This window comes from Mesomycoplasma ovipneumoniae, assembly GCF_038095975.1.
Classification (GTDB): domain Bacteria; phylum Bacillota_I; class Bacilli_A; order Mycoplasmatales; family Metamycoplasmataceae; genus Mesomycoplasma; species Mesomycoplasma ovipneumoniae_C.
Genome location: NZ_CP146003.1, coordinates 383,336 through 396,278, shown reverse-complemented (window position 1 = coordinate 396,278; position 12,943 = coordinate 383,336). Strand labels below are relative to the sequence as shown.

The following is a 12,943-nucleotide window of genomic DNA, read 5'->3' as shown; positions in this document are numbered from 1 at the left end:
TTGGAAATTTTCCGTTAAAAATAACTATCAAGGCAAAAACACTAAATTTTAAATCTAAGACTCATAAAAGAAAAATCTACTTATTAATCAAATAGGGCAAACTAAAAAAGCTAAAATTTTGACTTAAAAAGCAAAATTACGAAATTTCTAAACTACTTTTTTAGTTCAAAACACTGACAAAAATCATAAAAAACAACTACTATTTAAACTCAATGTAAATAGAAAACTCATTTTTACTTACATTGAGCCTAAAAAAACATATGAAATTTTGAAAGAACCATAAATAAAAGCCATAAATTTGAAGATTTCTAAACGGTCAAATTTAAGGCATTCCATCATATTTAAAAATATAATGGATAATTCGCATTTTCTGATTTTTTTATGACAAAAACATCCTTGATTCCCCCTTAATCCAATATCCAAATTTATTAATTATTCTTAAGTGAAACTTATTATAACATAATTTTTTTCTTGTACCAAACATTTTTTTTTTTTTTTTTTTTGCAAAAGGTTAATTTTAAAATAATAAACTACCCCTTTTGGTTAAAACTCAAAGGGGTAGTTTATTTGTGTTTAATTAATTAGTTTAATTTATTTATTGAATTAAGATTGCTTTTTTCTGTGAATGTTAAATTCTTTGAATATATCACCAAAGGCATTATTAGTAAATCCACGGCCACGGGCTTTCTTAAGATCTAAAGGATCAGAGATAATATTACCAAAATAACGGTCATCAACTACATATTCAGTGTCAATAATTGGCAGTCATTTTAGTTTTTTATCTTCTTGTTTAAATATTCCAGCAAATCTAACATTTGTTGAGAAAAAATGTTCAGGTATTACAGTTTCAAATTGAATTCAACCTTTGTCCTGATAGTGTGGATTTTTTGACCCTTGTTTTAGCATATTAGCTTTGAGCATTGCAATTTGATTATTATCGTTTTGGAAAACAAAACGTCAGTCATCAGTGTCTTTGACATCTTGATAGTAGTCTTGAGTTGGAATTGGTAGATTTGTTGTAAGTGTAAAAGTACGAGTGTCGCGATTAAATGCGGTTTTTTGAACTTTAAGTGGATAGCCCCCGTCATGAATTTGGGTTCAACCTTGAGGTAAAAGGTTGACTTTTTTGAAAGCTTCTTCGTTATGTTTTGTGCGAATTTCGGCAACTTCTGAATTTTGAAAGTTAGGCCACCAATTAGTAAAATTCGGGGCAATCATTTTTATATTTTTTTCAAGTTCATCTGGATCAACAAACAGTAAGTCATTTAAATTAGCACTTATTATATTTGATTGTTCTTGAATTAGTTTTCTTGGATACCAAAGGTTAAAATAAGCACTTCCTCAGTCAGCAGCATTAGCTCCTACTTTTTCTTTAACATTATCAGTGTATTTGTCATTAATATCTTCTTGTTTTTGATCAGGATCATTAAATAAATCAGTTATAAAATCACTTGCATTATAAAAAGTAACTTTTGTTGGCTGATTAGTAATAATATTTAAATAGTTATTAGGCAAACTAAAATTATTATTACCAAAATTTGCCTGACTTGGGTGTTGGTTAGTTCAACCTTTACGAGTTGATTGTTCTTTTGTTTGATTTAGTCGATAAGAATAAAGATCAACATTTGTTGCTGATTTAGAATATAATTTTTGGTATAAATAACCATCAGGATCAAAAACTTTAAATGACAGACTAGTTAGACTTTGAACCTGAGGCACAGGAAACATATCAACAAGTGGATCAAAAAGAGGCTGGACTTGTAAAGCGGGGGTTTGATAAGTTTGTCCATTAAGTGGAATAGTAAATATTCTCCATCCATAGACAAAAAAGCTAGAGTCTTTAACTTTGGATAGATCTCGTTTTGTTGGGTCATTTAAATTTTTCTTAGCAGCAAAAACTACTTCAGAAGTACTTCATGGCACGCCAACAGTTCGCTCAACAATAAATTTTGGTTTAATAAAAGTAATTGTTGAGGTTTGTGTTTGTGTATCAGAATCTGAATTTTCTTGACTCAAAGTGTTATGAACTTTCATTGATTCAAGATCAAATTTTTTGTCAGATAACTCAGAAGCTATTTCAATTGGCGCGTTAATTAGCCTTTTAATATTTGAACTTTCTAAATCAAAGCTAATAGTTTTTTCGTTAATAAGTTTAAGATTTGCAACTTTGACTTCAGGGTTAGTGTTTGTTAAAGAATTTAGTGATAATTTAATTGGCGAATGGTTTGAATTTTGAATATGAGCTAAAGATAAAATATGCGACTTAGTTGTTTCATGACGAACAAAGGCATTTTCAACAGGGCGTATAAGACTAGATAAAATCTCAGAAACTTTGCTTTTGAGCTCCTTGATGATTTCATCGACTTGTTTTCTTTGTAGTACTTTCATAATAGTATCAGTAGTAGGACTCCCTACTAAACTATTGGTGTCTAAACGAGATAGCAACTCATTTGCTATTGCTTGGTCAAGGACATCGGCCTGAGGAGAAATGTTTATTAAGGCCGGATGAATTGTTACAGGCACTGAGGACAGTCACTGACTTGTTGGCTTACCGGTGGCATCAGTCTGTATTGGGTTTTTAAACTCAAGAGTTATTGTTGTTGAATTTGCTAAGGGCTCATCAGGATTATATTGTTTTGCTCAAGAAGTATTTGAAATTTGCGGAGATTTTGCTAGTTCAGGAATGTTAGTTTGTTGCTTTTGTACTACTAGTGTTAGACTTTTATCTGATTTAACTTTGGTAGTTGTATTTCCGTCAACAACATTTTTTACTAACGAAAGACTAACGCTGTAGACCTCCGGTGAGATTTGCTTTACTGATTCAATTTCAAAACTAATGTTTGGATCAAGATTATTAAAATAATTACTAAATTGCTCACCTAAAAGAATTTCGAGTTTTTGTTTTAGAGTCTGTAAGTCTTGATTTGAACTCTGGCTTGACTCAGAGCCTTGACTAGTCTGAGGACTGTCTTGGAATGGACTAGCAAAATAAGGACTCTCGTCTAGAGAAGAGAAGGTTGAAACCTCTACGGCAACTGGTTTTAGTTTGTCTTTAAAAAATTCATCTTGATTGATCTCAGGTCTTTTTACTTCAGGACGAGGCTGGCCAGGAACTTTGTCATCGATTCAGCGGAATTCTGATTTTTTTTGAGGAACTTCTTCTGGTTTTGGTTTTTTCTTGTCATAAATTGAATTAGCAAGAATTTGTAAATGGGCAAATTTTTCAGCATCAAGAATTAATGATTGACTTGAAAGTGGGGCATCTTCAATCATTTGGTCTAAATTATTTTTTTGTTTTACTTCAGCTTCTGACTTACCTGATGTGCGAACAAAAATTGTCTGCGGGCTTGAGGCAATTACATCATCAACAAATTTACCAGCATTATCATCAAAGCCAACAACATATTTGATTTTTAGAGCAATTACATTACCTTCTTTAGCGGTTTCAGATGCATCTTCTTCAATTTCAAATTTAATTGAAGGACGTGCTCCTGAGTCTTGATATTCATTTCAATTATTAGCTAAGGCTGCCTGAGTATAAAAGGCAAAAACTAAATCACTAAGACTTGAGATTTTACTAAAATTCTGATCTTTAAAAGGAACTTGAGATTGATTATCAGCATCTAAAGTATTTCAAAAAGCCGGTTGTTTGGCAATTTTAATTGCATCTTGGTAGTTTTTAAGAATTTTGTATGTTAGTTTTTCTTCAGTGTTTTGGGCTTTTTCTTGGCCAATAATTCTGTTTCAAATTGCAAAAGGTAGACTTGCTAACTGGTTTTTATCACTAACAAGTTTTTTAGTAATTTCAGTTTTTCAGTCTGTAGTTTGGGTTGAACTTGGCTGAGTTGAGGTTGTCTGAGTTTGATTAGAATCTAGACTTGCTGGTAAAAATAAAGCCATTCCTTGATTTGGACTTGTAATGTCATTAGCAAAATAACCATTAAAATCAAGAAGCTTTAGTCCAAATTTTGTTCCCACTGATTCGTCTTGGTTCTCATCGGCATCCTGCTCACTTAGAAAATCTTGGGAGTGCTCATAGTTATCAAATTTAGTTTTAATTTTTACTTTTGCTAGGTCCTCTAAGGTTGGATTTAGCGGTAAGTCTTGATAGCCTTCAAATTCAAGACCCATTTGAGTTCCAATATTAACAAGTTTTTTGATTGCCTCTTTAGGTTCTAATGATAAAAGATAACGGAAATAAGCAAATAAAGAAGCACGATTTTTAAATGTCGAAGTCGAAACTGAATAAATATCAGCATTTTTTAAAGACTGAGCTGAGTCAATTGTTGCATTTAAATTAGATATTTCCTTGTCAGACGGAACTTGAATATTTTGGGCTTGTAGAGTTGAGCCTAATTTAAAGTCAATATTGTAAGAATTTTGATCACTTAAAAGACTAATTAGTTTTTTATAGTCTCCTTGGTCGATTAATTGTTTAATTTCGTATTTTGAAAGTAAATAGGATTTTGGAGCACCTTGGACAATATCATAAGGATTTTCTTTGGTTGCACCTAGGGTCTCAGCAGCTGACTGAGACGGAAATGGGGAAATAGCAGCTAGTTGTTGGGCGGCCTCTTGGGTGCTTTGGGCAGCTTTTAATTGTTTTAGTTGCTCGCTAAGTTTTGGATAAAGGCTGGCTAGGGCATCCTCGATTTTTTGATCACGGAAATTATCAAGTTTAAAACTTACAGTTTTTTCCAAAATAGTTTTAATATTTTCGCCAGTGTCGCCAAAAATTGATGACTTTAGCTTAATTTTGATTGGCAGTTCAATAAATAATTTTTGTGAGACTGAATTTTGACGGATTTTAGCATTTGAAACTAAAAAGTCATAATCAAGATGCTCGCGTAAATTATCAAAAAGTAAATCGTATTTACCAAAAGAAAAAGTTAGGCCACGTGTTAAGCTGGCATCAATTATATCTTTGATTGCAGCAGGTTTACTTACAAGTTCTTGGAGTTGTTTGTAAAAATTAATTGCATCATAACGAAACAAAGAAAATTTATCAACTGACTTATCAGAAGCTTTTCTTAATAAATCACGTTGGAAAAGACTAAGTGAAGAAGGAAGTAAAACTCCAGTTGTCGGGTCAACCTGAGGCTTATCTGGATCAATATAATAATCAGAAGCATCAAGTAAATTAACATCGAGTTGGGAGCTTAGATCATTGGTGTTAGCAAATAAAGTAGACTTGTCGCTTGCTACTAAATCAATTGAAGTTAAAAATGACTCATCTTTATGTTTATAGTTTGCTAGTGTAGCTTTTGCCTGAGGCCCGAATTCAGTTTTCAAATATAAACGAACCGCAGGAACTTTTTGGTTTAGACTTGTTGCTCATTCATTTGAGTTTTGTGGATTTTTAACAAAACTAAATACAAAAGGTTCTTCTAGGTCACCTTTGGCAAAACCAAAGCCTTGGGCTTCAAGACGAATTTTTGCCTTAATTGCTTGGATGTCAAAAAATTTGCTTAAATGAGACTCAAATTCCTCTAATGTCTCAAGTTGATTTAATGTTTTTGCAAAATCATCAGCACGAGTTAGGGCTAAAGGTTTAACTGAGGTTGATGAAAAATGAGAAAGTGGACTAGGAACTAAATTAGCAAAATTTGAATCAACAATATCACTAAATTGAGCTAGTGCTGCCTTTGGGGCATCAACTACTGAAAGGTAAATTGATTTTGTTGCTGAGCGGGCAACATTTTTGTCTTCAAGAGTTTCTTCCAAATGAAAGGAAAGGAAAAAGCGTTGTTGTTCATCTTGGGCTTCAAATTTTTCAATGACAACTTTGTATTTGTTTGGAATTGCCAAAACACTACGGCCATTATTAGTTAAAAAATTGAATTTTGATGCAAAATCGCTAAATTCAGAGCTGCTTGCATTAAAAGTTTTATCCCCTAAAAGTGCTTGTTTAACAGTTTTATAATCACTTGTAAAGTGAGCAACACTTGGTTTAAAACTTACTGAATCAATTAGTCCGAGCTGACTAACAACACCTTGGGTAGGATTAACTCCGCGATATTTAGTTTTAGCAGCAAGTCCGGCGACAGTTCCAAATACTGTCGACATTAGTACAATTGCAGCTGCACTACCAATTAATATTTTTGCGTTTTTCTTTTGCATAAAATGCTCCTGGTTTTTCCCTTTTTTATCATTTTTATTATTTTAACAAAAAGAATTATACTAAATTTAAAACTTATTTTTACGTAATTTTAAAATTTTTTTTAATTAATTAAAAATACAATTAATAAAAATTTATGATATTTTCCCGAATTTCCCAGTTTGATGAGATAATCCTAAAAAAGTATCCGGTTTTGGCACTTTTTTGACTTTTTTGGCAAGCCCAGGAAAAAATAACTATCAAAGCAAAAACACTGAATTTTAAATCTAGCACTCATGAATGCAAAATCTACTTAACAGTTAAATAAAGCAAACTAAAAAAGCTAAAATTTTGACTTAAAAGCAAAATTATGAAATTTTTAAACTACTTTTTTAGTTCAAAGCACTGACAAAAATCATAAAAAAATACAACTACTATTTAAACTCAATGCAAATAGAAAACTCGTTTTTACTTACATTGAGCCTAAAAAAATATGTGAAGTTTTGAAAGAGCCATAATTAAAAGCCTAAATTTCTAGATTTCTAAACGGTGAAATTTAAGGCATACCATCATATTTAAAAATATAATGGAAAATTCGCATTTTCTGATTTTTTTATGACAAAAACATAACTAATTCCTCCCTAATTCAATATCAAATTTATTAATTATCCTTAAGTGATGGTAATTATAACATAACTTTATTTTTGACCAAGCATTTTTTTTTTTTTTTTGCAAAGGGTAAATTTAATGCATTGTACTACATTTAAAAACATAGCTCAAAATTTGTATTATTTGAGTTTATTATAGGAAAAACACAATTAAGTTAAGTGATCAAAATTCTTAAAAATTACCAAGATGCAATTAAAATTGCCAAACAACCAGCTTTTTGAAATACCTTAGATAATGACACTAATTCATCTCAAGTTCCTTTTAAAGATAAAGATTTTAGTAAAATTGCAACTCTTAGTGATTTAGTTTTTGCCTTTTATACTCAGGCAGCCTTGGCTAATAATTGAAATGAATATCAAGACTCAGGAGCGCGTCCTTCAATTAAATTTGAAATTGAAGAAGATGGTGCGGCTCAGGCTTCTAAAGAAGGTAAAGTAATTGGACTAAAAATTAAATATGTTGTTGGCTTTGATGACAATGCTGGTAAATTTGTTGATGATGTAATTCAATCAAGTCCACAGACAATTTTTGTCCGCACTTCAGGGCAGTCAGAAGCAGAAGTAAAACAAAAAAATAATTTAGACCAAATGGTTGAAGATGCCCCACTTTCAAGTCAGTCCTTAATTCTTGATGCTGAAAAATTTGGTCATTTACAAATTCTTGCTAATTCAATTTATGACAAGAAAAAGCCTGCACCAGAACCAGAAGCTCCAAGAAATCCAGATAATATCCGTTGAATTGACGACAAGATTCCAGGTCAGCCTCGTCCAGAGGTTAAAAGACCTGAAATCAATCAAGATGAATTTTTCAAAGGCAAACTAAGACCGGTTGCCGTAGAGGTATCAACCTTCTCTACCCTAGATGAGAGTCCTTATTTTGCGACTCCTTTCCAAGACGGCCCTCAAACTTCTCAAGGTTCAGATTCAACATCTGAGAGTTCAAATCAAGACTTACAGACTCTAAAACAAAAACTCGAAATTCTTTTGGGTCAACAATTTAGTAATTATTTTAATAATCTTGATCCAAATGTTACTTTTGAAATTGAATCAGTTAAAGAAATCTCACCGGAAGTCTACAGCGTTAGTCTTTCGTTAGTAAAAAATGTTGTGGACGGAAATACAACAACCCGAGTTAAATCAGATAAGAGTCTAACACTGATAGTCCACAAACAACAAGACAACATTCCTGAGCTAGCAAAGACTCCGGAGGTATCAAATACTAGCTGGGCTAAACAATACAGTCCTGACCAGCCTTTGGCTAATTCAACAACAATTACACTAGAATTTAAAAATCCAATACAGACTGATGCAAGCGGTAAGCCAACAAGTCAGTGGCTATCTTCAGTGCCGGTGACAATCCATCCGGCTGAACTGGCTTTGAGTCCGCTGCAGCCGGTGATTGCTCCTGAGTTGAAGAATACGGCTTTGGCGAATCTTCGTGACGAAGGGCATACATACTTCCAAGCACCTAATCCGAGTAGGAGACAGAATAATAGTGTTGAAATAAATAAGAAGAAGGCAGCGGCCCGAAAAGCTACTAGTGAAGCGTCTAAAATTACTGTTCAAAATCCAGCCTTAAATACTTCTCAGCCCATCTCGATCCCGAATCCTCAGCACCAATTAGTTCAACTAACCTTAAACCAATTACTTAACCAAAGCGTTGTTGACTTTAAAATAAGCGATCTAAAGGTAGAATCACCAACAAAGTTATCATTTAGTCTTGAAAGTAGTGATATAAAACGTTTAATTAATGCCCCTATTGAAATCGCAAAAGCGTCGGATTCTTCTACAGAGGAAGAAAAATCTCAACCTGAGACTAACCAGCAACCAATATCTAACATTGTAAAAATTAAACCTAAACTAGTCTTACAAGGAGCAGTTGGTGTTCCTTGAAGCACAATAAAAAAACCCACTAAGTTCTCAGCGTTCCTCAAAGAGAACGACAAATACTGACAAGATCTGTTTAGTAGACTTGCTCACTGAGAACCAAATACAAATCTACTAAATAGTACAAAACCTCAAAATAACAAAAATGTTAACCCTATACTAATAAATCAAAATTGACATGGTACCCTCCAAAATAACAACGATCCACTTTGGCAATTGTTCGCAAACGACCCTGCCGAAAATCTTTCTGCTCTATCGCTTAAAGTTTTTGACCCTTCAGGTTATTTAAATCAAAGAATATCTAAAGAAGGTACTAGTCCAACTACTAATCTTGATTTATACTCATACCAGCTCAATAAAACAAAAGAAAAAGACGTTAGAAAAGGTTGGACAAATGTTCACCCAAATCAATTTGTTAGCCCAGGGGAAAACTTCAGACTTACTAATGATTATTTAAATATTATTTTAAATCAGCCAACAAAAGTTACTTATTATAGTGCAAGTGATTTTGTTAACAATCTATTTAATGATCCTGACAAAAAAGATACTGATGTCCAAGACAAATACACAAAAACTGTTAAAGAAAAAGTAGGAGCTAATGCCGTTGACTGAGGAACTGCTTATTTGAACTTTTGGTATCCAAAAGAATTAATTCAGCAACAATCAAATATTATTAGTGCTAATTTAACTGATTTATTATTTGTTAATCCTGACGAACTAACAAACAACGAAAAAATGATTGCCCCTAATTTAGTTAATTGATGGCCTAATTTCCGAAATTCAGAAACTCCATTTATTAAAACAACTGAAAATACACAGGCAAAATCTAGTGTTCTTCAAAATCCACTTGGTTGAACCCAAGTTCAAAATGGCGGATTTGGCCTTCGGGTAAGAAAAACATTATTTAATCGTGATACTCGTACATTTACACTAACAACTAATATACCTGTTCCAACCCAGGATTATTCAGAAGTTAAAGATACCGATGACTGACGTTTTGTTTTCCAAAACGAAAGTGGTCAAATTGCAATGCTAAAAGCAACTCGCACGACCAAAGATTCAAATAACCCCGATTTTAAAGATAATGGTGCAGTTCAGTTCCAGACAGTTATTCCTGAGCATTTCTTTAGTTCAAATGTTAGATTTGCGGGGATATTCAAACAAGAAGATCAAAAATTAAAATGGCTACCAATTATTGATACTGAATTTATTATCGATGATCGTTATTTTGATAATATTACCACTGATCAACTTGACTTTAATAAAGCAAATGCCCGTGGTCTTACCAATAATGCTTTTGGTGAAATCTTCAAAGAATTTAACATTCACAAGCCAAGAAAATAACTAAATTTTAATTAAACAAATTAATTTCCCCTTTGAGTTTCAGCCAAAGGGGTTTTTATTATTTTAAAATTAACCTTTTGCAAAAAAAAAAAAAATGCTTTGTCTAAAAAAATTTTCAGTTATAATTAGACTCACTAAGAATAATTAATAAATTTTGATATTGAATTAAGGGGGAATTATTATGTTTTTTGGTGTATTAAAATAAGATAATGCGAATTTTCCATTATGTTTTTAAATATAATGGTATGCCTTAAATTTACCGTTTAGAAATCTATAAATTTATGGCTTTTGGTTATTGCTCTTTCAAAACTTCATATGTTTTTTTAGACTCGCTGCAAATAAAAACGAGTTTTCTATTTGTATTGAGTTTAAATAGTAGTTGTATTTTTTTTGTGATTTTTGCCAGTGTTTGGAACTAAAAAAGCAGTTTAAAAATTCATAATTTTGCTTTTTAAACTAAAATTATGAACACTCCCACGATTAATGTATTTTAGCCTAAATAGTAAGTTAAGTACTTATGTTGCCTTGGACTTACTATTTAGGATCTTGAGGAAACTCAAGTTTTTTGCTATAATTAAACAAGATAAAAAGGCAATAGGGGATTGTATGAACATATCGTATGAGCCATTATGGAATCTTTTGAAATCAAGAAATATGAAGAAAAAATATTTAAAAAAAACTTCTGGTATTAGTAGCAATATTGTAGCTAGAATGGGAAAAGATGAAGGTGTAAGTTTAGAAACAATAGTAAAAATATGTGCCGCACTAGATTGTAAAATTGAAGAAATGGTTGAAATAATTAGGGATACGGAGATTTAAAATGAGTAAGAATCTTAAATTTATAGATTTATTTTCAGGAATAGGAGGATTTAGGTTAGCACTTGAAGAGTTGGGATTAGAATGTGTATTTAGTAGTGAAATAGACGAACACGCAATAGAAATGTACAAAGCTAATTTTGGCGATAATTCTAAATGTGATATTACACAATTAAATCCAGATACATTGCCTAATTTTGATATTCTTTGTGCAGGATTTCCTTGTCAAGCTTTTTCAATTAGTGGAAAGCAAAAAGGTTTTGAGGACAGTGCAAGAGGAACTTTGTTTTTCGATATTTGCAGAGTATTAAAGAAAAAAAAGCCTAAAGCATTTATTTTAGAAAATGTTCAAAATTTAGAAAAACACGATAAAGGAAATACTCTATTTATAATGATAAAAACTTTGAGTGAATTAGGATATTCTGTTTCATATAAAGTTTTGAATGCAAAAGATTTTGGTGTACCTCAAAATAGAGAAAGAATAATAATAATTGGAAATAAAGAGGGTAAGGTATTTGATTTTAGTGATATACAGAAACATAAAGTAAGTTCAATGTATGAATTTCTTGATAAACAGGGTGAGTTTGAATACTTAGATGAAACAGACTACACTTTAATAGAAACAGAAAGAATTAAGAAGCAAAAATCAGGGCTTATTTTTTGTGGGTATCGAAATAAAAAAATTCGCACAATTGGAGTAAGAAAAGGAACAGAATATTTATCAAGAGTTCATAAACAACCAAACAGAATTTATTCTGCTGAGGGGATACATCCAACAATTACTTCTCAAGAGCAAAGCGGAAGATATTTTATTTATGTTGATGGTAAAGTTAGAAAACTGACACTTAATGAATGTTATAAGTTTATGGGATTTCCAAATGACTTTATAAAGGTCGGGGCAAAAGCGAAATTGTATGAAAGAATAGGGAATAGCGTTTGTGTACCAATGATAAGAAATGTTGCTAAAGAAGTAATAAATCAATTTTGGAATGAAAGTGAGGGTAATGAAGTGAATGTGAGTGAGTTTTTAGAAAAAACATATAATGACAGTTTGTCAATTAAGTCCTTAGATGAAATTGATTTAACAGATACTCAGAAAAATTATATTAAATCAATTGTTGAAAAAGAGGAAACCTTAAAAGGTGTATATACTGTCTTAATTACAAGTTTAGTATATAAATGTTTGCATATAAAACAAGATATTAGATTGCATCAAGCAAATATGGACAATGGTTATAGTGGAAGAAGTTTTGATACTAAATACATTACTCCATTTCTGAAACAGAAGCAGTTCTTAGGAGCAATGAAAGACTCAGGATGATTCACAAGAAGTCTTGAACAAAATATACCATACAACTTAGACTTTCCAGGTAAGATAAATAATAAAGTGGTTAAAGACGCTTTCTTAAAGATTTTAAATGATATAGAAGAGAATGGAGCTAAACCACAAAATTATTTAATGGGAATCTTTCATTTGAGCATAAAAGCAAGGGAACTTAAATCTGTTAGAGTGATAAACCCGGTAGAAAGAGAATCGACTTTGAGTATAAATGAGATAATAGATTTGTTAGAAAAACATTTTTATTATAGTTATAAAAGTAGAGGAGCTTCCATATTGCCAGTAGTTGCTTTATACAGTGTCTATGAATGTATAACTAAAGAGTTAAAAAGATTTGACGATAAATTTTTACAGCAAATATCATCTCATTATAGTTCTGATAGAAGTAGTGGAAATGCTGGCGATATTGTAGTTATAAACAACGATGGAAGTTTATATGAAGTTGTAGAAGTAAAGTTTGATATAGCACCAAACTATATAATGGTAGATGATGCCTATAAAAAGTTTTGTAATACAACAATACAAAGGTATTATATATTAAGTACATTGGCTCCTAAAGATGATGAATTAGAAATAATTCATGATTTAGTTGAAAAAATCAAAACGGAACATGGGTGTCAAGTAATTATAAATGGTGTATTTCCGACCTTAAAATATTATTTAAGATTGTTAGATAATACAGATTTATTTATGGAAAGGTATATTCATAACATACAAACTCATCCAGAAATAAATGCAGAACACAAAATAGCTTGGAATGATTTATTAACAAAAGAAACTAAAGGCGATTAA

The 12,943-nt window shown here is 31.5% G+C and carries 4 protein-coding genes; 3 read left to right on the top strand and 1 reads right to left on the bottom strand.

The window, feature by feature from the left end:
• Positions 1-603: 603 nt before the first annotated feature.
• Complete coding sequence (locus tag V3255_RS01465) at positions 604-6,120, bottom strand: P97 family adhesin (RefSeq protein ID WP_337902945.1); 5,517 nt, start codon at positions 6,118-6,120, stop codon at positions 604-606.
• A gap of 804 nt (positions 6,121-6,924) precedes the next feature.
• On the opposite strand from V3255_RS01465, the gene V3255_RS01460 reads away from it, so the two are divergent.
• From V3255_RS01460 to dcm, 3 genes are all read left to right on the top strand, one after another.
• Positions 6,925-9,996: a hypothetical protein gene (locus V3255_RS01460; RefSeq protein ID WP_341516288.1), complete on the top strand. Its 3,072-nt coding sequence runs from the start codon at positions 6,925-6,927 to the stop codon at positions 9,994-9,996.
• A 606-nt stretch (positions 9,997-10,602) separates the two neighbouring features.
• On the top strand, positions 10,603-10,815 hold the full coding sequence (locus V3255_RS01455; RefSeq protein WP_303438935.1) for a helix-turn-helix domain-containing protein: 213 nt from the start codon (positions 10,603-10,605) through the stop codon (positions 10,813-10,815).
• A 1-nt stretch (position 10,816) separates the two neighbouring features.
• Positions 10,817-12,943 (top strand): DNA cytosine methyltransferase, encoded by a 2,127-nt coding sequence (gene dcm, locus V3255_RS01450; protein ID WP_333503406.1) that lies wholly within the window; start codon positions 10,817-10,819, stop codon positions 12,941-12,943.